The 21,391-nt window shown below is 73.5% G+C and carries 23 protein-coding genes; 17 read left to right on the forward strand and 6 right to left on the reverse strand.

The genetic code is table 11. From position 1 onward, the window contains the following. Positions 1–248: 248 nt before the first annotated feature. From MOPEL_RS02685 to MOPEL_RS02725, 8 genes are all read left to right on the forward strand, one after another. Positions 249–1,112, forward strand: a complete 864-nt coding sequence (locus MOPEL_RS02685; RefSeq protein WP_009481317.1) for a Fic family protein — start codon at positions 249–251, stop codon at positions 1,110–1,112. Positions 1,113–2,184: 1,072 nt separating this feature from the next. Then, complete coding sequence (locus MOPEL_RS02695; RefSeq protein ID WP_009481318.1) at positions 2,185–2,943, forward strand: CpaE-like family protein; 759 nt, start codon at positions 2,185–2,187, stop codon at positions 2,941–2,943. Further along, positions 2,940–4,298, forward strand: coding sequence for a TadA family conjugal transfer-associated ATPase (locus MOPEL_RS02700; protein ID WP_141631144.1), 1,359 nt, complete (start codon positions 2,940–2,942; stop codon positions 4,296–4,298). The genes MOPEL_RS02695 and MOPEL_RS02700 overlap by 4 nt, the downstream gene beginning before the upstream one ends. Further along, positions 4,295–5,179, forward strand: coding sequence for a type II secretion system F family protein (locus MOPEL_RS15645; protein WP_009481320.1), 885 nt, complete (start codon positions 4,295–4,297; stop codon positions 5,177–5,179). Before MOPEL_RS02700 ends, MOPEL_RS15645 begins: the two co-directional genes overlap by 4 nt. 106 nt (positions 5,180–5,285) lie before the next feature. After that, entirely contained in the window at positions 5,286–5,864 is a 579-nt protein-coding gene (locus MOPEL_RS17540; RefSeq protein ID WP_169316269.1) for a type II secretion system F family protein, read from the forward strand. A 493-nt stretch (positions 5,865–6,357) separates the two neighbouring features. Next, positions 6,358–6,609, forward strand: a complete 252-nt coding sequence (locus MOPEL_RS18300) for a DUF4244 domain-containing protein (RefSeq protein WP_009481322.1) — start codon at positions 6,358–6,360, stop codon at positions 6,607–6,609. Positions 6,610–6,682: 73 nt separating this feature from the next. Beyond that, the gene (locus MOPEL_RS02720; RefSeq protein WP_009481323.1) at positions 6,683–7,036 is read left to right on the forward strand and encodes a TadE family type IV pilus minor pilin; all 354 of its coding nucleotides are present in this window, start codon (positions 6,683–6,685) and stop codon (positions 7,034–7,036) included. Next, positions 7,014–7,520, forward strand: a complete 507-nt coding sequence (locus MOPEL_RS02725; protein WP_009481324.1) for an Rv3654c family TadE-like protein — start codon at positions 7,014–7,016, stop codon at positions 7,518–7,520. Before MOPEL_RS02720 ends, MOPEL_RS02725 begins: the two co-directional genes overlap by 23 nt. Here the strand turns inward: MOPEL_RS02725 and MOPEL_RS02730 are convergent. Then, on the reverse strand, positions 7,486–8,739 hold the full coding sequence (locus tag MOPEL_RS02730; RefSeq protein ID WP_009481325.1) for a MinD/ParA family ATP-binding protein: 1,254 nt from the start codon (positions 8,737–8,739) through the stop codon (positions 7,486–7,488). The two genes, MOPEL_RS02725 and MOPEL_RS02730, sit on opposite strands and share 35 nt — an antisense overlap. A 432-nt stretch (positions 8,740–9,171) precedes the next feature. After that, complete coding sequence (gene sftH / locus MOPEL_RS02735) at positions 9,172–11,514, reverse strand: DEAD/DEAH box helicase (protein WP_009481326.1); 2,343 nt, start codon at positions 11,512–11,514, stop codon at positions 9,172–9,174. Between the two features lie 186 nt (positions 11,515–11,700). Here sftH and MOPEL_RS02740 point away from each other — a divergent pair, with 186 nt between their 5' ends. From MOPEL_RS02740 to topA, 4 genes are all read left to right on the forward strand, one after another. After that, on the forward strand, positions 11,701–12,072 hold the full coding sequence (locus MOPEL_RS02740; RefSeq protein ID WP_009481327.1) for an STAS domain-containing protein: 372 nt from the start codon (positions 11,701–11,703) through the stop codon (positions 12,070–12,072). A gap of 198 nt (positions 12,073–12,270) precedes the next feature. Beyond that, on the forward strand, positions 12,271–13,041 hold the full coding sequence (locus MOPEL_RS02745; protein ID WP_245544690.1) for a sigma-70 family RNA polymerase sigma factor: 771 nt from the start codon (positions 12,271–12,273) through the stop codon (positions 13,039–13,041). 89 nt (positions 13,042–13,130) lie between these two features. Further along, positions 13,131–14,813: a DUF7059 domain-containing protein gene (locus tag MOPEL_RS02750; protein ID WP_009481329.1), complete on the forward strand. Its 1,683-nt coding sequence runs from the start codon at positions 13,131–13,133 to the stop codon at positions 14,811–14,813. A gap of 146 nt (positions 14,814–14,959) precedes the next feature. Further along, positions 14,960–17,770 carry a type I DNA topoisomerase gene (gene topA, locus MOPEL_RS02755; RefSeq protein ID WP_009481330.1) on the forward strand — a complete coding sequence of 937 codons (2,811 nt, stop codon included), beginning with the start codon at positions 14,960–14,962 and terminating at the stop codon, positions 17,768–17,770. A gap of 130 nt (positions 17,771–17,900) precedes the next feature. On the opposite strand, the gene ykgO is transcribed toward topA, so the two are convergent. From ykgO to rpmB, 4 genes are read right to left on the reverse strand one after another with little or no spacing between them, the layout of a single operon-like run. Beyond that, positions 17,901–18,023, reverse strand: coding sequence for a type B 50S ribosomal protein L36 (ykgO, locus tag MOPEL_RS02760; protein ID WP_009481331.1), 123 nt, complete (start codon positions 18,021–18,023; stop codon positions 17,901–17,903). Positions 18,024–18,036: 13 nt separating this feature from the next. After that, the gene (gene rpsN / locus MOPEL_RS02765) at positions 18,037–18,342 is read right to left on the reverse strand and encodes a 30S ribosomal protein S14 (RefSeq protein ID WP_009481332.1); all 306 of its coding nucleotides are present in this window, start codon (positions 18,340–18,342) and stop codon (positions 18,037–18,039) included. Beyond that, entirely contained in the window at positions 18,342–18,509 is a 168-nt protein-coding gene (rpmG, locus tag MOPEL_RS02770) for a 50S ribosomal protein L33 (RefSeq protein WP_009481333.1), read from the reverse strand. Before rpmG ends, rpsN begins: the two co-directional genes overlap by 1 nt. Further along, entirely contained in the window at positions 18,509–18,745 is a 237-nt protein-coding gene (gene rpmB, locus MOPEL_RS02775) for a 50S ribosomal protein L28 (RefSeq protein WP_009481334.1), read from the reverse strand. Before rpmB ends, rpmG begins: the two co-directional genes overlap by 1 nt. A gap of 54 nt (positions 18,746–18,799) precedes the next feature. Here rpmB and MOPEL_RS02780 point away from each other — a divergent pair, with 54 nt between their 5' ends. The 5 genes from MOPEL_RS02780 to MOPEL_RS02795 all read left to right on the forward strand — a co-directional run bounded on the left by MOPEL_RS02780 (position 18,800) and on the right by MOPEL_RS02795 (position 21,210). Then, entirely contained in the window at positions 18,800–19,078 is a 279-nt protein-coding gene (locus MOPEL_RS02780) for a type B 50S ribosomal protein L31 (RefSeq protein WP_009481335.1), read from the forward strand. Next, positions 19,075–19,545, forward strand: coding sequence for a hypothetical protein (locus tag MOPEL_RS15650; RefSeq protein ID WP_009481336.1), 471 nt, complete (start codon positions 19,075–19,077; stop codon positions 19,543–19,545). The genes MOPEL_RS02780 and MOPEL_RS15650 overlap by 4 nt, the downstream gene beginning before the upstream one ends. After that, the gene (locus tag MOPEL_RS15655; protein ID WP_009481337.1) at positions 19,470–20,132 is read left to right on the forward strand and encodes a GTP-binding protein; all 663 of its coding nucleotides are present in this window, start codon (positions 19,470–19,472) and stop codon (positions 20,130–20,132) included. Before MOPEL_RS15650 ends, MOPEL_RS15655 begins: the two co-directional genes overlap by 76 nt. 98 nt (positions 20,133–20,230) lie before the next feature. After that, positions 20,231–20,407, forward strand: a complete 177-nt coding sequence (gene rpmF / locus MOPEL_RS02790; protein ID WP_009481338.1) for a 50S ribosomal protein L32 — start codon at positions 20,231–20,233, stop codon at positions 20,405–20,407. A gap of 41 nt (positions 20,408–20,448) precedes the next feature. Further along, positions 20,449–21,210, forward strand: a complete 762-nt coding sequence (locus MOPEL_RS02795) for a nucleoside phosphorylase (protein WP_009481339.1) — start codon at positions 20,449–20,451, stop codon at positions 21,208–21,210. Positions 21,211–21,391 lie beyond the last annotated feature (181 nt).

Consider the following 21,391-nt stretch of genomic DNA (forward strand, 5'->3'; position numbering starts at 1 on the left):
CCCTGTGTCGCTGTGTCGCTGTGCCGCTGTGTCGCTGTGTCGCTGTGCCGCTGTGCTCGCCGTGTCGCGTGCCGTCGCGCCGCCGACGTGTCGCCGCGCCGCCGACGTGTCGCCGCGCCGCCGACGTGTCGCCGCGCCGCCGACGTGCCGCCGACGTGCCGCCGACGTGCCGCCGACGTGCGGTCCGAGGCAGGCGGCCGGATCGGGACGGGACGTCCGACGCTCGCCGTCGCCCTACGCTGGACCGCATGCCCGACACTCGCGTCCTCGACTCCCTCCACACGATCACCGCCTGGCCCGCCGTCGCCGAGGCGTTGCAGGAGACGTCCGAGGCGTGCACGCGCCTGCGCTGGCACGAGGGGCTGCGCCGCCGCGCGCCGGAGGCGGCAGGGGAGTCCCGCGTCCGCGGCGCCCGCTGCTCGGCGGAGATGGACGGCGCCCGCTCCGAGAACGCGGTCGTCCGGTCGCTCCTCATCGGTGCCACCCCGTGGCCGGAGGACCCCGACCCCACCCTCGCCGTCATCCGCGGCGCGATCCAGGCGACGGCCGAGGCGGAGCACGTCGGCCGCATCGTCGGGACCGCGCCCCGCCAGGCCCTCGCACGCCTCCACACCGCCGCGGCCGAACCTCTCCTCCACGGGGAGGACCGTGCGCTCGTCGGCCGTCCCCGTGAGGGGCGCGAGTGCCAGGAGATGAGCGACCTCGGTGCGCCGCCCGCCGACGTCACCGGTCGCCTCACCCGCGTCGTCGACCTCCTCGACTGCGTCGGCACTCCCGGCGTGCCCGTCGTCCTCATCGCGGCGATCGCCCACGCCGAGATCGCCGTCGTCCGGCCGTTCCTCCGGGGCAACGGGCTCGTCGCCCGCGCCCTCGAACGGGCGCTCGTCCACGCCGGCGGTGTCGATCCCACCGGGGTGAGCGTCCCCGAGTCCGGCCACCTGCGCCGCGGCGCGACGCCGTATCTCGGTTCCCTCACCGCCTACGCCCGCGGCAGCCGTGACGGCGTCGAGCTGTGGGTGCGTCACGTCGCGGAGGCCATCACGGAGGGCGCCGCCGAGGGGGAACGCATCGCCGACGCCGTGCGCGCAGGGCGTCTCGACCCGGCCACCTGACCCGCGCGACGCCTCGAGGGGCGCAGACGGGTGGTGGGGCCGCACCCGAGAACCCCCACCATGCGACTACGCGCAATGAGCAGGCTCACGGGGCGAATTCCGTGCGGGCCGGCACCCCTGCGGTGATGCTGAACGTGTCGAGAGGACGAGCGATCGTCGGATCGTCACCGTGAACCCCACCGGGCACCCACGCACAGGCAGTCCACTGATGGACCGGTCCGCAGACGGGCCCGCCCGGTCCGGACGGCTGAGACAGCACGCTTGATCACCGATCGGTTCACACGAGGGCGGCACTCCCGATGCTCCGGGGGTGCCGTCCTCGCGTGTGGGCCGAGTCGTCGCCCTCGTCGTGGCGCGGCGCCTCGAGGAGTGCCTCCTGGGGTGGTGGCCGGGGCGGGTGATGCGGGGCGCGGCGAGCGATCCGCGACGTGAGACGTCGGGGTCGCCGAGTGGGACGGAAGGGATCCGTCGCAGGTCGTCGTCAGATGACCGGCGGGTAGCGTTCTGCCTGCCCACGACGCCGCTCCGGGGACGCCCGGGGAGGGATCGAGACCGAAGAATTTTCTCGGTCCACGGAATTGCCATTCGGACGTCCAACAAGCACAATAGTGGCAGCGCTCCCTACGGGTCGAGCGCGGCGCACCAGCTCCTCCCCCCCGGGGCTTGGCGCGTTTGGCGGCCCCCGTTGTCCCCCCAGCGGGGGCCGCCCCATATCTCCTTCTGCCGCGTCGCCTGCGACGTCGTGCAGCTCGGCATCGAGGTCTGCTCGCGGCACCCGCCCTGCGTGGGTCACGTGCCGACCGTGTGTCGTCCGGGTGTCGTCCGGCCCTTCCCGCCCGCCGTGAGGCGGGGCATCCACAGGGGCGGAACATGTCTGCGCGCGGGCGTCGGCCTCGCGTGGTCCGATCGGCCGGGACGGGTCGCGCGGTTCGGATGCGGGGTGGGCCGTGCCGGGCACCCCCGAGACCACGAGTGACCACGGACATCCACACCCCCGATCGGAGGTCATCGTCGTCCACACCCGGCACAGGGGCGACGCCGCCCGCTCTGTCGTCGACGCCAGGCTGCGGGCATGTCACGTGTGATCTCCGTCGTCGGCACCGCGGGTGGGGTCGGCTCCTCCGTCCTCGCGGCGGCCCTCGCGATGCGCGCCTCCCACCTCGGCGCCGCGGTCGTCGCCGTCGACGGGCGCCCCTACGGTGGCGGACTCGACGTCGTCCTCGGCGCCGACGAACTCCCCGGCATCCGATGGCGCGACCTCGCCGACGCCGTCGGCCCGCTCGACGGCGTCGAACTCTTCGGCCGGTTGCCCCTCGTCGAGCGGTGCGGGGTGCTCTCCTTCGATCGGGAGATGCCGCTCGTCCCCGGCGGTGAGGTCCTTGCCGCCGTCGTCGCCGCCCTCCGGGACGTGAGCGACGTCGTCGTCGTCGACGCACCCCGCGCGGGCGAGTGCTGGGAGGGCGAGCTCGCCTCGCTCAGCGACGAGGTCGTCGCACTCACCGGGACGAGCGTCACCGCGCTCGCCTCGGCGGCGGCGTCCGTCGCCCACCTCGACGCCGTGCACGACGTCCTCTGGCTCGCTTGCCGCACCGACCGTGGGGCGGCGGCGGACCTCGACCAGCGGGTGCCGGATCTCCTCGACGTCCCTCTCCTCGGCGCCGTCCCCACCGACCCCAAGGTCGCGATGTGTCTCTCGGAGGGACGTCCCCCACCGGACAAGGGGCCGCTCGTGCGCGCCGTCGACGCGATGCTCGGCCGCCTCCGACCGGTGCAGTCTCCGCCGCCGCCCGCGCCCCGTTCCGGGGCCCGGCGGTACGGGAGGGCGTCGTGACGACGGCGGCGGTATGGGATCACATCCGGCGGGGTCGGGGACCCACACCGGTCCGGGTCGCGGGTGCGGTCGGGGAGGAGACTGCGGTGCTCGGACCCACCGGGGCGGCACGCCGGGTCAGCTCCGTCGAGGAGGCGCTGCTCGGCAACGGACCCCTCGCCGACCTCGTCACCGACCCGCGGGTCACCGACATCCTGGTCAACGGCACGGCCGGAGTGTGGGTCGACCGCGGCGACGGGCTCCACCGGGTCGACGTCGTCGTCGGCGACGAGTCCGACCTGCGACGCCTCGCCGTCCGTCTCGCAGGGTCGGCCGGTCGACGTCTCGACGATGCGAGCCCGTACGTCGACGGCCTCCTCCCAGGGGGGATCCGCCTGCACGCGCTCCTCCCCCCGCTCGTCGACGGCGGCCCCCACCTCAGCCTACGCATCCCCCGCAGCGAGGCGCCCACCCTCGCCGACATGGAGGCATGGGGCTCCTGCACCCCCGAGATGGCCGACGTGCTGCGCGCCGTCGTCGCCCGCCGGTGCGCGTTCCTCGTCACCGGCGGCACGGGGTCCGGCAAGTCGACGATGCTCGCCGCGCTCCTCTCCGAGGTGCCGTCGGAGGAACGGGTGCTCGTCGTCGAGGACGTCAAGGAGCTGTCGATCCGCCACCCGCACGTCGTCTCCCTGCAGGCGCGACAGTCCAACGTCGAGGGCCGCGGCGCCGTCGATCTCGCCACCCTCGTCCGGCAGAGCCTCCGCATGCGGCCCGACCGGGTCGTCGTCGGCGAGGTCCGGGGTGCGGAGGTCCGCGACATGCTCACCGCACTCAACACCGGCCACGAGGGCGGCTGCGGCACGGTGCATGCCAACGCCCCCGCCGACGTCGTCGCCCGGCTCGAGGCCCTCGGGGCGCTGGGCGGCATGTCGCCCGCGGCGACGCGCAGCCAGGTTGCGAGCGCTCTTCGTGTCGTCGTCCACATGCACCGCGAGGGGGAGGCCCGGGTCGTCCGGTCGATCGGGGTGTTCGACGACACCGGCGATCTCAAGGTCGTTCCGGCGCTCGTCCGTGACGCCTCGGGGGGCTACCGCGCCACAGCCGCCGCCGACCGGCTCCGGGAGCTGCTCGGGTGGCCCGGTCGCGGGGCTCCGGGCGAGGATCCGCCGGAGGCGCTGCCCCCTGCGCGTGGATCGGGAGCAGGCCCGGGAGCGGGACCGGAGGTCGCCGCGCGGACGGGGGGCCGGGCGCGGATCCGACCGCGCCCACCGGCCCCGGCGGCCGGCCCGTCGAGCATCGTCCACGCGGTCTCGGGCGCCTCGGCCCTCGGCATGCCACCCGCTGCCGCCCGGGACGAGAAGGGGGCGTCGTGATCCTCGCGGGGGAGATCACGGGAGTCCTCGCCCTCGCGGCCGGTGGGCTCCTCGCCGGGCGCACCGCGTCGCACGTGCTCCTCCCGTCGGTGCTCGTCGCCGCGGCGGTGACTCTCGCCGTCGCGGGGGTCAGTCCGGGCCCGCGGCTGTGGCCGCGACCGGGAACCCGGGGCCGTGGGGCCCGTCCGGCGACGGGGAGGGGCTCGACCGCGGTGAGGTCCCCCGTCGGGGACCGTCGCGACGGCGTCGTCCCGGGCGCGCGGCGTCGTCCGTCGTGGTGGCCGGCCTCGTGGTCCTCCAGGCGCGACCGGGAGGTCGGGCGTGGGACGGAGTCCGAGAGCCAGGCACTCCTCGCGTTCCTCGACGTCCTCGCCCCGAGCCTGCGGGCCGGGCGGAGTCCCGAGGAGGCGGCGCGTCTCGCCTGTCGCGTCGTCCGGGGTGGGGTCGTCGTCGAGGACATCCGCGACGCCCTCGCCCACGGCCGGTCGGTCGAGACAGTCCTCGACCGTCACGCCCGGACCCACGCCGACGTCCGTCTCTTCGCCCGGGCATGGGAGCTCTCCGCGCTCACGGGATGCCCTCTCGCCGACACCGTCTCGTGCGTCGCGCGACTCGTCAGGGCCAAGCTCGCGCATCGGCGCCGGGTCGAGACCGCCTCGACGGGGGCGCGGGCGTCGATCCGCATCCTCACCCTCCTCCCGCTCGGTGGGCCCGTCCTCGCGACGGCGGTCGGCGTCGACCCGGTCACCGCCTACGTCACGTCGCCCACGGCGTGGGCGTGCCTCGCGGGCGGGGCCGTCCTCGTCCTCCTCGGTCGTCGGTGGGTCGAACGTCTCGTCGCCGACGTCGCCCGCGGTCCCGTGGTGGGGCCGGCCCGATGACGACGACCCGCGTCCCCCGGCCCGGCCAGTTCCGTCACCCTCGGCCCCGCCCGCGTCGGGTGCGTCCGAGCGCGGCGCAACGCGCCCGTCTCGCGGGGTGTTCGTCGTGACGGTGCTCGTCGCGGCGGTGCTCACCGCTCTCGCCGTCGCGCTCGCGCACGCCGCCGGCGTCGGGGACGGGGGAGTGCTGCCCCTCACGGGACGCGGGGGCCGGTTGTCCCGCCTCCTGCCCGAGGTCGAGCAGGTGCCCACCCCGGCGGTCGAGATCGCCGACGTCGCCGACCTCCTCACACTCGTCCTCCTCTCGGGGCGCGGGGTCACCTCCGCCCTCACGGTCGTCTCCGACCGTCTCGGTGGACGCCTCGGGGCAGATCTCGGAGTCGTCGTCGCCGCGCGGGCGTGGGGACTCGACGACGAGCACGCGTGGGCCACCGTCGATCCGGCCTGGGAGCCGGTCGCGCGTGCTCTCGTGCTCGCCGAGGCCGCGGGCGTCCCGCCCTCGACGACCCTCGCCGCGGCGGCCGAGGACATTCGTCGGACGGAGGAGCACCGCCTCGAGGTCGCCACGGAACGACTCGGCGTCCGGCTCGTCCTGCCTCTCGGGCTCACGTTCCTCCCGGCCTTCGTCGCCACCACCGTCGTGCCCGTCGTCAGCGCCCTCGCCGGTACCGTCCTGCGCGGATGAGGGGTTGTCGGCGTCCGGATCCGCACGATGCGGAGGCGTGGCCCGCCCGGTCGTGAGGTCGAGTGCGAGACGGCCGGGTCGCGTGACCCGTCGCCCCGAGCGGCCCGCGGGCTCCGACGTTCCGCGATCGATACGCCCTGGGAACGGTCTCGATGCGGGCCCTGCGGCAGGGCGACCTTCTGATCTGCGGAGATGTGGACCGTCGACGGGGAACAGCCGATCGAGACCGTTCCTAGGGCGTATCAGGCACCGTGGGCCGGCATCGACGCGCCGCCGGTGGGGTCGGGCGAGTGTCGCGGGGGAGCGGAGCGCGAGGAGGTCCGCGAACTCGCGGACGAGGCGCGCCGTCCTCGACGTCCACAGGTGTACAGCGGTCGAGCCGCCGTCCCCAGCCCGTCGTCTCGTCCCCGCGGGGCCGGGGCGAGGCGACGCACAGTCGTGGCGTCGGTGCGTCATCGCCGCCGACCGACCGTCACACGAAGGGAACACCCCCATGTCCACGACCCTCGTCCGAACCCACCGTCACCTCCCCGCCCGGGTCGCCCACGGGGCCCGCAGGCGCATCGTCACGCGGTGGTCGGTGCTCCGCGCTCACGCCGAATCCGGCATGAGCACAGCGGAATACGCAGTCGGCACGCTCGCGGCCTGTACCTTCGCCGCCGTCCTCATCGCCGTCGTCAAGTCCGGCGCGGTGAGCTCGGCGCTGTCGAAGATCATCACCTCCGCGCTCGCCATCGGCTCCTGAGATGGGAGGGCGAGGAGGCCGTCGGGCCGCACCGACGAGTTCGCCATGTGCGACCGGTAGCGGCGAGCGGGGCATGGTCACGGCCGAGACCGCCGCCACCATCCCCGTCGTCCTGCTCGTCCTCGCGCTCGTCCTCACCTCGGTGCGGGTGAGCATCGACCAGGTCCGATGCGTCGATGCCGCCCGCGCCGGGGCCCGGGCGGCCGCCCGCGGCGACGACGAACGGGCCGTCCGCGACGTCGCCGCCCGTGAGGCACCCCGTGGGGCCTCCGTCGAGATCGTCCGATCCGGCGGGGACGTCACCGTCACCGTCGTCGCACCGCCGATCGCCGCGGTTCCCCTCGTCGGCGGGTTGCCCGCCCCGAGCGGCCGCGCCGTCACGACCGCGGAGGGAGGCGCCACCGATGCGCTCGGACCGGCGGGGTGAGGAGGGCAGCGCCACCGTCACCGCACTCGGCGTCGTCGGGGTGCTCCTCGTCCTCCTGCTCGCGACGCTCACGCTCGGCGCCGCGTCGGGGGCGGCCCACCGGGCCCAGTCCGCCGCCGACCTCGCTGCACTCGCCGGGGCCCGCCCGGCGGGAGGTGCAGGAGCGGCAGGGGCGACGGGAACGGCAGGAGCGGCGGGAACGGTAGGGGCCTCGCGCGCCTCCGGGGGGTGTGCGCAAGCGCGGCGGATCGCCGAGCTCCACGGCGCCGTCCTCCGCGAATGTCACGTCGACGGGGCGGACCTCGAGGTCGAGGTCGCCGTCACACCCGCCGGGCCCGCCCGACGCTTCGGTGACGCCGTCGCACGCGCTCGCGCCGGTCCGGATCGACCGGGGGACGCAGGTGTCGCGCCGGGGATCCCCGAGGGGGCCAGAGCCCCGGCGGAGGGGCTTACGGGCGGTGGTGACGCCCGAAGCGGGCCGTGATCGCCGACGCGATGTCGAGGTACGCCTCCTGGGTGGCGGGCTTGAGCTGGTCCCACTCGAGGAGGGCGCCGTCGGCGACGTGCGGGTCGGCCGGCACGACGATGAGGTCGCCCGCCTTCCACAGGTGCTGGGTGACGGCATCCTTGTCGACGGACTTGCTCACGATGTCCTTCGCCGTGAGCACGACGATGGAGGTGCGGGCGAGGTCCTCGAAGCCGTTGTCCTCGAGCCACTCGATGGACTCCGCCGCCCGCTTCGCGCCGGTGATCGACCACGCGGCGGGGATGACGACGGTGTCGGCGAACCGCAGGATGCCCGCCATGAGCGGGTGGGTGACGCCCGTACCGCAGTCGATCTGCACGAACGAGTAGTAGCGCTGCACCACCCGCATGACGTTCTCGAAGTCCGTCGAGCTGAGCGAGTTGCCGAGGGTCGGGTTGGGCTCGCCCGGCAGGAGGGTGAGGCGTCCGCTCGTCGCGGTGTACCGCGACAACTCGTCGAGGCTCGTCACCATGTCGACCTCACGGGCGAGGCAGGAGATCCCCGAGAGCTTCTCGCCGACGAGCCGCTCGGCGAGGTCGCCGGCGTCGGGGTTGGCGTCGATGGCGAACACCGGGTCGGGACGCAGGTCGGAGAGGGCGATCGAGGTCGCCGCCGTCGTCGAGGTCTTGCTGATGCCACCCTTGAGGCAGAAGAACGCGGTGACGTGACGCCCCCGCAGCTGGGTCGCGATGCGGGCCTCGCGGTCCCGCTCGTGCTGTTCCTTGACGGAGAGGCCGGGGTTCCACCGGCCGCCCGTCCACGTGTAGGCCGCCGCACGCCAGCCCGTACGAGGGCGACGCTCCCGCGGCTTGACCATCGAGGCCGTCCAGTCGCTGCGTCCGACCTGCGTCCGCTCGCGTGCGGTCGTCCCACCCGTCGCCGCGCCCCGCGCCGCGTCCGTGATCGTCTCCGTGGCGGCCTGCGTCGCGGTGCCGGTGCCGGAGCTGCCGCCGATGACGTCGGTGCCCGTGCGGTGCGCCGGGTCCGCGCCGGTCGTGGCACCGCGGGGCTTCGAAGCGGTGTCGCCGACTCGTGTCGTCCCACCGGTGGCCACGGAGGAACCGCCGGTACGGGCGCTCCCGAGGGGGGAGGTGCCGTGGCGCGTCGCGTTCGGCGCCCCCTCGGTGGAGAGGTCGGTTGCGGGGCGCGGGGCGTCGGGAGGGTAGGCGGCGGCCACGGGATTCCGTCCTGGGAAGGGGCTGATGCGTAACTGGACAGTGGTCCACATCGGCCCGAGTGTCAACATCTTCCGGCGTGGGACCCCGTGACGATCGGCCGGATCCGGCGCGGGGCGACGCGAGGCGTGCACGGACGGCGGCTCCCCTGGCGGGGCGAGGGCCCACGCCGGGCCACCCCGCTGCCTGATCGGCCGTTCGTGGCGGGTGCGTCCGTGCCGTCGAGGTCACCGCCGGTCCGAGGTCGCTCGAGCGGCCCGCGGCGACGTCCCGGCGGCGGGGGCGAACGTGCCTCGGCGACCCGACGTGGCCGATCCGAGGAGATGATCCGACGCGGGCGACGCGCTCACCTCGGCACCTCGGACGTCCGGGCGTCAGCTCGGCCCGCCGCTCGGAGAGGCGGGGAGGCCGGCGAGCCGAGGACGGTATGGGCGTCAGCCGTGCGGGCCGGGATCGGACGGCGCCGGGGGCGTGGACGTGTCGGCGGTTCCGGCCTCGGCGTCGGCAAGGAGTCCGAGGATGCGGATCGCGCCGGCCTTGTCGAGGGGTTCGTTGCCGTTGCCGCACTTGGGGGACTGGACGCACGAGGGGCAGCCGGTCGCGCAGGGGCAGACGGCGACGGCGTCGCGGGTGCGGGTGAGCCACTCGTGGGCCCGGACGTACCCTTCGACGACGAAGCCTGCCCCGCCCGGGTGGCCGTCGTAGATCATGATCGTCGGCAGCCCCGTATCGGGGTGGCAGGCGGTGGAGACCCCGCCGATGTCCCACCGGTCGGCGGCGACGAGGAGGGGCAGGAGCCCGATCATCGCGTGTTCGGCGGCGTGGAGCGCGCCGGGCACGTCATCGTCGGCGAGGCCCGCCTCCTCGAGGAGTGCGGGGGTGAGCGTCCACCACGTCGCGGACGTCGTCATCGCCCGTTCGGGCAGGTCGAGGGGGTGCTGGCCGAGGACCTCCCCGCCGGGCAGACGCCGGAGGAACGAGGTGACGCGCGACCGCACCGACACGCGTCCCGTCGAGGCGGTGACGTCGCCCTCGTCGCGGTGCCGTCCGACGTCGAGGACGACGAACGAACTCACGGAGCGGGGCGTCGTGATCCAGCCGGGGTCGCCGTGGACGACGTGGGCGCACCCGTCCTCGAGGTCGAGCAGGCGGACGACGTACGTGTGGCCCTGGTGGAGGTGGACTGCCCCGGTGTGGAGGGCGCCGTCGGCGCGAGCGGCGTCGACGGTGCCGATGATCCGCCCGGTGGCGTCCTCGACGATGCGGATCTGGGCGCCGATGCCGCGGAGGGCGATGTCGTCGTGCGGGCGGCCGTCCCGGGTCCAGAACCATCCGGAGGGGCGGCGGCGGAGGAGCCCGGAGTCGGTGAGCCGCGCGACGAGGGGAGCGGCCGTGGGGCCGAAGATGCCCTCCGGCGCGGTCTCCTCGGCGCGGAGCGGCAGCTCGTACGCGGCGGCGAGGAGGTGTGGGGCGAGGATGTGCGGGTTGTCGGGTGCGATGACGCACGCTTCCAGGGGCCGGTCGAAGAGGGCCTCGGGGTGGGCGACGAGGTAGGCGTCGAGGGGGTCCTCGTCGGCGACGAAGAGGACGAGGCTCGAGCGTCCTGCCCGTCCGGCGCGTCCGGCGCGTTGCCACCACGCGGCGGTCGTGCCCGGCCATCCGGCGAGGACGACGGCGTCGAGCCCGTCGATGTCGATGCCGAGTTCGAGGGCGCTCGTCGAGGCGACGCCGAGGAGGCGTCCCTCCCGCAGGTCCTTCTCGAGGAGGCGGCGGTCCTCGGGGAGGTATCCGCCGCGATAGGCGGCGACGGCGCCTTCGCGTCCGCCGGGGCGGAGGGTGAGGGCCCGTCGGGCCGTGTCGGCGACGACCTCCGCACCCGCCCGTGACCGCGTGAACGCGACGGTGCGGACGTCGTCGTCGACGAGGTCGGCAAGCCGTTCGGCGGCGTGGGTGAGCGTGGAGCGGCGGTCCTCGCCCGGCGGCGGGGTGGGGTCGAGGAGCGCGAGGACGCGTTCGGCGGCGGGGGAGGTGTCGTCGGTGACGGCGACGACGTCGGCGCCGAGGAGCGCCGAGGCGTGTTCGGCGGGGTGGGCGACGGTGGCCGACGCGAACGCGAACGTCGGGTGCGCGCGATGGTGCACGGCGAGGCGTCGCAACCGACGCAGCGTGGCGGCGACGTGGGTCCCGAACACCCCGCGGTAGGAATGACATTCGTCGACGACGACGTACTGCAGTCCGCGGACGAAGGCGGAGAAGGCGCGATGCCCCGGCAGGATCGACCGGTGGAGCATGTCGGGGTTCGTGAGGACGATGTCGGCGTGCCGCCTGATCCAGGCCCGTTCGTCGGTCGGGGTGTCGCCGTCGTACACGGCGGCGCGCACGCCGGGGAGGCCGAGCGCCTGGACGTGGGCGAGCTGGTCGGCCGCGAGGGCCTTGGTGGGGGCGAGGTAGAGCACGGTGGGCGGTCGACGCGCCTGCGCCGGGGGCGTCGAGATCGCGCTCAGTGCGGGCAGGAGGTAGGCGAGGCTCTTCCCCGAGGCGGTGCCGGTGGCGAGGACGCAGTGACGCCCGGCGTGGAGGTGCTCCGCCGCCTCGACCTGGTGGCGGTACGGCGCGGCGACCCCGGCCTCCTCGAACGCCGCACGGACCTCGGGAGCGACCCATGCCGGCCACGGGGCCGTCGTCGCGGCGCGGGCCGGCAGTGTGCGCGTCGCGGCGACGCGCGGCGCGTGCGGCGGCATCGCGGCGAGGGTGCGACGAGGGTCGAAGGAAGGCATCGGCGCCACCGTACGTCCCGGCTCCGACAGGCCGTGTCGGCGCAGGGCAGGGGGTGCGCGGTGGGGCGTCGGACGTCGTCCGGTCCTCCCGTCGTCACGCCCCCTGCCGGAGGTCCCCGTGCGGGTGGGGAGTGCGGGCGCGGCGTGTCGCGGTCTAGAGTGCGCCTGGAACGTGAGGAGGCGGTGATGACCGATTTGTCCGTGACCAGCGAGGACCTGGGGCCGTTCACGGTGGTCCAGGCGACCGGGGACATCGACCTCGTGTCCGCGCCCGTGCTGCGGAACAGCCTGGAGTCCCTGTTCCGTCAAGGCCGTATCCGCCTCGTCCTCGATCTTCGAGGTGTGCCGTTCGTCGACTCGACGGGTCTGGGCATCCTCGTCGGGGCCCAGCGGGCGGTCGCCCCCCACGGGGGTGAGGTCCGGCTCGTCTGCACCGCCGAGCGTGTCCTCCGTGTGTTCTCCATCACTGGCCTCGACCAGGTGTTCTCCGTCCACACCACCCCGGCGGAGGCCGCGGCGTCGGCGCCGCCGCCGCCCGGTGGCAGGGGGTCTGCCTGACCGCATGCCTCCCGCTGTGGTGCCAGGATGCGGAGAGGTCTCCCTCCGCCCGGGCATGCCCCGTGTGCCGGCGTCCGCACACGCGCGTCGTCCGAGTCGGCATGGACGGGTCTTGCTCCCGGTGAGACGGGGCGACTACGTTGGTCCTGTGGTCAAGACCTGGGCCGCGGATCAGGGCGAATGGACGGAGCGTCGCTGGTGGCCGCAGAGAAGAACCTGACGCGTGAGGAACGGACGGAACAGATGTTCCTCCGCGCCTCCGGCATCACCGACATCGCCGAACAGCAGGCGTGCCTCGATGAGATCGTGCTGCTCAACGCCGGCGTCGCCGAGGCACTGGCCGGTCGCTACGCGCAGCGTGGCGCCGATCTCGACGATCTCGTCCAGGTGGCCTACCTGGGGCTCGTCAAGGCGGTACAGGGATATCGCATCGGGGAGGGCCCTGGCTTCCTCGCCTACGCGGTGCCCACGATCTCCGGTGAGATCAAGCGATATTTCCGGGATCACGGGTGGATGGTGCGTCCGCCGAGGCGGCTTCAGGAGTTGCGCAGTGCCGCGGTCACCTCGGCCGCCGATCTCGAGCAGACGTGGGGTCGCCCCCCGACGAAGGCCGAGGTGGCGAAGGATCTCGGTGTGCCCGTCGCCGAACTGGCCGAGGCGGAGCAGTCTCGCGCGGGTTACAGCGCGCTCTCCCTGGACGCCCCGGTGCGGTCGGACGGCTCCATTCCGCTGGGTGACCTCCTCGTCGACGAGGGGGACGAGTTCTCTCGGATCGACGACGCGGAGATGCTGCGTCCGGCGCTCGCGACGTTGAGTCCCCGCGATCGGCAGATCCTCCTCCTCCGTTTCGTGCGGGGGTTGACGCAGGAGCAGATCGGTCGGGAGATCGGCGTGAGCCAGATGCAGGTGTCGCGCCTGTTGTCCCGCATCCTCGCCGGGCTGCGGGAGCAGCTCGAGGTCCCCGTCTGACGCGGTCCGCGTGAGGCGCCGTCGCCCCTGCGGGGGCGCGGGAGGGCGACCTCGAAGGGGTATCGGCCTCTCGCTCTAGGGTGTGGCGCATGGCCCGATCCGTACGTACCGCCTCCGATTCCGCCGCGACCGGCCCTCGGGCCCCCGCCGGCGCGGATCGCCGCGAGGTGTCGCCGCCGGCACCCGTCCTGCCCGCCGATCTCGTCGAGCCGCTGCGCGCGGATCTCGCTGCGGCCGGATTCACGGTCGACGGGGTCGCCGACCTCCTCGGGCCCGTCGCGTCCGCGGCGACGCGTCGGGACAGGCTCGGCCCTGCGCGGCGGGTCCTCGACCGTGCCGGGGCCACCCCCGCCGCGACGGTCGTGCGTCTGTTCACCCTCGGCGATGCCCTCGACGCCGCGCGGCTCGACGCGGCCTTCCCCCGCGTCTGCGCCCACGGCCTCGAGCGCATCGGTCTCGTCCGGCGCACTTGCGGAGGGCCGGATACGCTTCTTCGCGCTGCGTGCGACCTGCGCCCCTATGGCGACGAGGAACACACGTGGTGGGTCGCCTCCGACCTCGCCGAGGTGACGACGGGGCGGCCACTGCTGCCCGATCATGTCCTCGGCGTCGGCGGCGCCTCCCTCACCCTCGCGGCGTGGACGCCTCGCCCCCGGGTGGGGCGGGTGCTCGACCTCGGCACGGGGTGCGGGGTCCAAGCCCTCCACGCCGCGACGCATTCGGATGAGCTCGTCGCGACCGACCTCTCGGAGCGGGCGCTCGCGTTCGCTGCGTTCAACGCCGCCCTCGCGGGGCAGCACTGGGACCTGCGGCAGGGGGATCTCTTCGCACCCGTCGGCGGTGTCTCCGGCGACGACCGGCCCGGCAGTGCCACGGCGCCGGAGCGGTTCGACCTCGTCGTGAGCAATCCGCCCTTCGTCATCACCCCACGCGACGCCGACCTGCCCGTCTTCGAGTACCGCGACGGTGGTCGGGAGGGTGACGCCCTCGTCGAGTCGTTCGTACGGGGCGTGGGGGCCCACCTCGCCCCCGATGGTGTCGCGTGTTTCCTCGCAGACTGGGAGACGCGTGCCGGGGGAGACTGGCGCGATCGGTGGCGCGAGTGGCTCGACACCCCCGAGTGCGCGGGTCTCGACGCATGGGTGCTCGCCCGGGAGTACCAGGACCCCGCCGAGTACGCCGAGCTGTGGGCGCGCGACGGCGGCCATCTCCCCGGCACCCCCGAGTTCGACGTGTTGACGTCGGCGTGGCTCGACGACTTCGAGTCGCGCGACGTCGAGGCCGTGTGGTTCGGGATCGTCCTCCTCCACCGGCCCGAGGCGGAGCGGTCGCGCTGGGTCGATCTCGACGAGGTCACCGGCCCGGTCGACTCCCCGATGGGGCCGTACCTCGCCTCGGGTCTCGCCGCCCGCACCCGGCTGCACACGACGAGCGACGAGCAGCTCTTCGCCACGGCGTGGGTCGCCGCCCCCGACGTCACCGAGGAGCGGCACGCCCGGCCCGGGGACCCGGATCCAAGCGTCATCCTCCTCCGTCAGGGTGGCGGGTTGCGGCGGGCGATCCAGGCCGACACGGCGCTGTCCGCGCTCGTCAGTGTCTGCGACGGGGACCTCACCGGCGACGTCGCGGTGACCGCCATCGCCGCCCTCACGGACGAGGACCCGGACGAGCTACGCAGGCGGATCTCGGGTCCGCTCCGCCGCCTCGTCGCGGACGGCCTCCTCGTCCCCGCCGGTGCCGGTGAGGAGGCCGGGGAGGGCCCGGAGCGGTGAGACGGTGGCCCCGGCCCCCGGTGGAGATCAGGGTCGGAGGCGGATAGGTGAGCGTGCGCCGTACACGTTACGGTGTGCGAACGTGCGCATCGGCGCAGGTGGGACAGCAGCGACGAATCCGCTGCGAGGAAGGACGTCGGGCAGTCGTGTCAGAGAGCGCAACGCGGCGACTCGTCATCGTGGAGTCGCCGGCCAAGGCCAAGACCATCGCCGGTTACCTCGGCCCCGGGTACGAGGTGGAGGCCTCCGTCGGGCACATCCGTGACCTGCCCACTCCGAGCGAGATGCCCGCCGACATGAAGAAGGGCCCCTACGGGCGCTTCGCGGTCGACGTGGACAACGGCTTCGACCCCTACTACGTCGTCGACACCGACAAGAAGAAGAAGGTCGCCGAGCTCAAGCGGGCCCTCAAGGACGCCGACGAACTCCTCCTCGCCACCGATGAGGACCGCGAGGGCGAGGCCATCGCGTGGCACCTGCTCCAGGTGCTCAAGCCCAAGGTGCCGGTCAAGCGGATGGTGTTCCACGAGATCACCAAGGAGGCCATCCAACGGGCGGCCCGCGAGACCCGTGACCTCGACCAGTCGCTCGTCGACGCGCAGGAGACCCGCCGCATCCTCGACCGTCTCTACGGCTACGAGGTCTCGCCGGTGCTGTGGCGCAAGGTGCGTCAGGGCCTCTCGGCCGGTCGTGTGCAGTCGGTCGCGACGCGTCTCGTCGTCGAGCGGGAGCGGGAGCGCATGGCGTTCCGTGCCGCGTCGTACTGGGACGTCACGGGCCGCTTCGACGCCGCCGGCGAGTCGTTCACCGCGCGTCTCACCGCCCTCGACGGCACCCGCATCGCCTCCGGTCGTGACTTCGGCGACGACGGGCAGCTCAAGAGCGCCGTCACACACCTCGACGAGGCCGGGGCCCGCGCCGTCGCGCAGGCCGTGGCCGACACCACGGCGACCGTCGCCGAGGTGAGCGAGAAGCCGTACTCCCGCCGTCCGTCGGCGCCGTTCACCACCTCGACCCTCCAGCAGGAGGCGAGCCGCAAGCTCCGTCTCTCGAGCCGCAACGCGATGCGTGTCGCCCAGCGGCTGTACGAGAACGGCTACATCACCTACATGCGTACCGACTCCACGACGCTGAGCGAGTCGGCCCTCACTGCGGCGCGCAGCCAGGCGCGTGACATGTACGGCGAGGAGTACGTGCCGTCCGCGCCGCGGCGGTACGAGAAGAAGGCCGCGAACGCCCAGGAGGCCCACGAGGCCATCCGTCCCGCGGGCGACACCTTCCGCACCCCGGCGCAGGTCGCCGGGGAGCTCCGCGGCGAGGACTTCGCGATGTACGAGCTCATCTGGAAGCGCACGGTCGCCTCGCAGATGGCCGACGCGAAGGGGTCGACGGCCTCCGTCAAGCTCTCGGTGCCCACCTCGGGCGCCGAGGTCGGCGGAACCGCCACGCGTACCGCGGAGTTCTCCGCGAGCGGCACGGTCATCACGTTCCGCGGGTTCCTCGCCGCGTACGAAGAGGGTCGCGACGACGACGAGCGCGCCGCCGCGCAGCTCCGCGAGGAGGACCGGCGCCTGCCCAAGCTCACGAAGGGTGGCTCCCTCGACGTCGCGGACGCCGAGGCCAACGGCCACGAGACGACCCCGCCGGCCCGCTACACCGAGGCGACCCTCGTCAAGGCGATGGAGGAGCTCGGCATCGGGCGCCCGTCGACGTATGCGGCCACGGTCGCGACGATCCAGGACCGCGGCTACGTCGGCACGCGTGGCAACGCGCTCGTGCCGCACTGGCTCGCGTTCGCCGTCACCCGCCTCCTCGAGGAGCACTTCCCGAGCCTCGTCGACTACCGGTTCACCGCCTCGATGGAGGCCGACCTCGACGCCATCGCCCGCGGCGACGCGCAGCGGGTCGACTGGCTGCGCCGGTTCTACTTCGGCGACGGCGACGAGAGCCGTGAGGGTCTGCGTCACCTCGTGGAGAACCTCGGCGACATCGACGCCCGTGAGATCTCCACGGTGCGTCTCGGCGACAACATGGTCGTCCGCGTCGGCCGGTACGGGCCGTACGTGCAGGAGGAGGTCCCGGCAGGCGTCGACCCGCAGACCGGCGAGGTCTCCGACGACGTCGAGCCCAAGGAGGCGCGTCGCGCGTCGATCACCGACGACATCGCACCCGACGAGATGACCCCGGAGAAGGCCCGCGAGCTGCTCGAGCAGGCCTCCGACGACGGGCGCGTCCTCGGCACGAACCCCGAGACGGGGCGGGAGGTCGTCGCCAAGGCGGGCCGCTACGGACCGTACGTCACGGAGGTCCTCACCGACGCCGAGGCCGAGCTCAAGGGCAAGAACAAGGTCAAGCCCCGCACGGGCAGCCTGTTCAAGAGCATGGACCTCGCGACGATCGAGCTCGACACGGCGCTCAAGCTGCTTTCGCTGCCCCGGGTCGTCGGCACCGACGCCGAGGGTGTCGAGATCACCGCGCAGAACGGGCGGTACGGGCCTTACCTCAAGAAGGGCACGGACTCGCGGTCGCTCGCGAGCGAGGAGCAGATCTTCGACATCACCCTCGACGAGGCGCTCGCGATCTACGCCCAGCCCAAGCAGCGTGGCCGCGCCGCGGCCAAGCCGCCGCTCGCGGAGCTCGGCGAGGACCCGGTGAGCGGGCGTCTCGTCGTCGTCAAGGACGGCCGGTTCGGTCCGTATGTCACCGACGGGGAGACGAACGCGACCCTCAAGCGTGACGACGACCCCGAGACGATCACGGCCGAACGCGGCTACGAACTCCTCGCGGAGAAGCGCGCCAAGGGGCCGACGACCCGCAAGAAGACCGCGAAGAAGTCGACGACGAAGAAGGCCACGACGAAGAAGGCCACGACGAAGAAGGCGACGGCGAAGAAGGCGACGGCGACCAAGACCGGGGCCAAGAAGACGACGAAGACGACGACGACGACGAAGGCCTGACTCTCCGGCGTCACCCGCGCAGGGTCGTCCGATCTCGAGGTCACCGCGAACGTCGAGGCACCGGATCGACGGCGACGGCCGCCTCTCCCACACGACCGTGGGGGAGGCGGCCGTCGTTCGTTCCCGGGCTTCAGCCCTGGCGGGCCTTGAAACGCGGGTTCTCCTTGTTGACGACGTAGAGGTGCCCGCGGCGGCGCACGATCTTGGATCCGGGCGCCTGGGCGAGCGACCGGATCGAGGCACGGACCTTCATGGGTGTCCTCCTCTCACCAGATCGACGTCGTGACGCCGGGGAGCTCCCCGGCGTGGGCCATCTCCCGCAGACGGATCCGGGACAGGCCGAACCGGCGGTACGCCGAGCGGGGGCGCCCGTCGACGACGTCGCGGTTGCGCAGCCGGGTGGGGCTCGCGTCCCGCGGGAGGCGTTGCAGGGCGGTGATGGCGGCCTTCCGTTCCTTCGCGGTGCTCCGCGGGGAGGCGATCCTGGCCTTGAGCTCGGCCCGGCGCTCGGCGTGCCGTGCGACGATTTCGCGGCGTCGTGCGTCCTTGGCGATCTTGCTCTTCTTCGCCATCAGCGCTCCTCCCGGAACTCGACGTGCCGGCGGATCACGGGGTCGAACTTGCGGAGGCACAGCCGGTCGGGGTCGTTCCGGCGGTTCTTGCGGGTGACGTAGGTGTACCCGGTGTCGGCGGTCGAGCGCAGCTTGATCACCGGTCGGACGTCGGTGTTCCGCGCCATCAGATCTTCTCCCCGCGGGCGAGGAGGTCGGCGACGACGGCGTCGATGCCGCGGCGGTCGACGACGCCGATCCCCTTGGTGCTCAGGCGGAGTGTGACCTTTCGACCCAGGCTCGGTGCCCAGTACGTCTTGCGCTGGACGTTGGGGTCGAAGCGCCGGGGCGAGCGGCGGTGGCTGTGGGAGATCGTCCGACCGAACGTCGGTTCCCTCCCTGTGACTCGGCAACGTGCGGACATACGCCCTCCTTTGACAGCAATGAGAATTGTTCTCAGAAACATACAGGAGGTCCGATGCAAGAGGGAATCCACCCCGGCTACCACCACGTCGTGTTCCGTGACCGTCCGGCGGGGTACGCGTTCCTCACGCGCTCGACCGCGACGCCGACCGCGACGATCGAGTGGGAGGACGGCCGCACCTACCCGGTGGTCGACGTCGACGTGTCCTCCGCGAGTCATCCCTTCTGGACGGGCACCGCCCGCGTCCTCGACAGCGAGGGGCGGGTCGAGCGGTTCGAACGACGCTACGGGCGTCGCGCCGCACCCCGACGGGGCCGGGGGCTCTCGCGATGACGCCGGTCGTCACGTGCTGCTCCACCGACGAGGTGCTGCGCGAGTCCCTCACCGCCGGACTGCTGCTCGACCTGCCGGGGGCCGTCGTCGTGCTCCACGACCTCGACCCGGTGGCGGGGACGCTGCGACGCCTCGTCCACGACGCCGAGCGCACGTGGGAGGACCGCATCGAGCCGCTCGCCCACACGTGCCTCGGCTGTGCGCTGCGGGAGGACATCGTCCCGGCGATCCGGGAGGTCGCGTTCCGGCGCCCGACGGCGATCGTCCTCGCCCTCCCTGTGACGGCCGAGCCCGTGCCCGTGCTCGAGGCGCTCGTCGGACTCGCCGAGGAGGGGATCGTCGACATCGGTGGCGTGCTCGCCGCCTCGCCGCCGGGAATCTCGCCTGGGACGTGTGCGGTGACGACCTGCTCCGAGAGCGTGGGCTCGCCCTCTCGGAGGACGACGACCGCGGCCTGGGGGAGGTGATCGCCCGCCAGGTCGACGGCGCCGACGTCGTCGTCGACCGCGATCCCGACCCGGTGGGTGCGGCGCTCCTCGACCACCTCGCCACCGTGCCCGTCATGCACCTGCACGAGCTCGACGTCCCCGCACTCCTGCAGCCGCGTTCCCGGGCCGAGGTGGCGCGGCGGGGCGACCCGCTCGTCCTGCCCGCACGGATCCCCGAGTCCCGCGAGGGGGTGTGGACGGTGCGTCTGGAGACGTGGCGTCCGCTGCATCCCGGCCGGTTGCGCGACAACCTCGAGGCGATCGGTGGCCGTCCCGGCCGAAGCCGTGGCGTCTTCTGGCTGCCCACCCGGCCCGACCTCGTCTGCCGGTGGGAGGGGGCGGGTGGGCAGCTCAGCCTCGGCGCCCACACGACGTGGCGCGAGGCCGGTCGCAGACCCTGCACGACGCTCCTCGTCACCGGTGTGGAGGACGAGGAGGTCGAGGTCGTCGCCGCGTTCGAGGCGAGCCTGCTCACCGACTCCGAACTCGCCGCCGGTCTCGAGTCGTGGATCGGTCGCGAGGACGGGTACGACCCCTGGCTCGGCGCCCGACACGACGCCGCCTGACGGGCCCGATGCCACCGGCCGCCGCGACGTCCCGTCACCCGATCACCCGATCACCCGATCATCCGATCACCCGATCCACCCGATCACAGGAGGAACCCATGGCAGTCCCCAAGCGCAGGACGTCCCGCGCGAACACCCGCAGCCGCCGCGCGCGGTGGAAGGCGACGCCCGTCGACCTCGTCCCCGTGCGCGTCGACGGGCGGGAGGTGTTCGTCCCGCGTCGTCTCGTGCGGGCCGCTGCACGCGGCTGGGTGGAGGGCGCACCGGCCTCGTGAGTCCGGCCCGTCGTGGCGTCGTGGCTGCGAGGATGGCGGGCATGCGTGACTCCGGTGCCTTCCCGATCCTCGACCACGACGACGACCCCGCCGACCTCATCTCGGCGGCGCAGCGGGCGCAGCCGCGGGTGGCGCTGCCGCCGCGGGCCGTCCTCACGCTGCTCGGCGACGTCGCGTCCCGTTACGCCGAGGAGAACGGGTACGTCGTCGTCGACGAGGTCGAGACGATCATCCGTCGTCACCCCGTGCGGGTCGGCACCCATCGCGGTGTCGAGGTGGCGTTCGTCGAGATCCCCCTCGGCGGCCCGGCGGCGACGATCCTCTTCGAGCACGTCCTCATGAGTGGGGTCGAGAAGGCCGTCGCGGTGGGTTCGTGCGGTGGCCTCGTCCACTTCGACGAGGGGGAGTTCGTCCTGCCGAGCAAGGCGTTGCGTGCCGAGGGCACCTCGTATCACTACCTGCCGCCGTCGGACTGGGTGGAGACGCACGCCGGTCTGCGGGCCGCTTGTGCCGCCGCGATCGACGACGCCGGGCTGCACGCCCGCGAGGCCGTGACGTGGACGACGGACGCGTTCTACCGTGAGACGCGCGCCACACTCGCGGCCCGCCTCGAGCAGGGGTGCGAGCTCGTCGAGATGGAGTGCGCCTCGCTCGCGGCGTGCGCACAGTTCCGCGGCGTGGAGTTCGCCCAGATCCTCTACACGGCCGACACGCTCTCCGAGGAGGACTGGGACGCAAGGAGATTCGGGCGCGATGCGCGAGAGGTCGCGTTGACGATGGCGCTCGACGCCGTCGTGCGCTGACCCCGTTCGGAGCTGCGGGGGTGAGATCCCGCCGCTCCGAGGCCTCAGTTCCCCCGCCCGGGGGCACCGGGCGACGTGCGCCTGCGTCACGAAAACGTCATCGAGGACGCGATACAACTTCACGCAGTCGGGCGTTCCGGGTGGCAGGCCCATGGATGCCGGCGCCGTGGTTCCCCGGGGG

The sequence above is a fragment of the Mobilicoccus pelagius NBRC 104925 genome, assembly GCF_000247995.1.
Taxonomy (GTDB): Bacteria; Actinomycetota; Actinomycetes; order Actinomycetales; family Dermatophilaceae; genus Mobilicoccus; species Mobilicoccus pelagius.